The 299-nt window shown below is 38.8% G+C and carries 1 protein-coding gene; it reads left to right on the forward strand.

Annotated elements, in window-relative coordinates; translation table 11 throughout:
• Positions 1-201: helix-turn-helix domain-containing protein (locus D0T84_RS21860; protein ID WP_163310037.1), on the forward strand; the 201-nt coding region annotated here is incomplete at its 5' end.
• Positions 202-299: the final 98 nt, after the last annotated feature.

Below are 299 nucleotides of genomic sequence, written 5' to 3' on the forward strand. Positions count from 1 at the left end.
AAATGCTCTCCGGCTCTGAACGGAGAAAAGTACCTCTCGGGCAAGGATATCAGCAGGATACTCGGTTTAAGCATTGGCACATTACAGGTATGGAGGGACCAGGGGATAATCCCTTATATACAGATTACAGGAAAGATACTCTACAAAGAGTCGGATGTGATAAAGCTGCTGGAAGAGAATTATTATAAGGCCGGATTATAATATTTATCACTACTGTCCGCTAAAAAACAGAGCGAACTTTTAAAAAATAAAAAATCCGCTCTTCTGCTTATCTTTGTAGTAGCAACAAAACAAAATTA

The sequence above is a fragment of the Dysgonomonas sp. 521 genome (assembly GCF_010501055.1).
Lineage (GTDB): Bacteria > Bacteroidota > Bacteroidia > Bacteroidales > Dysgonomonadaceae > Dysgonomonas.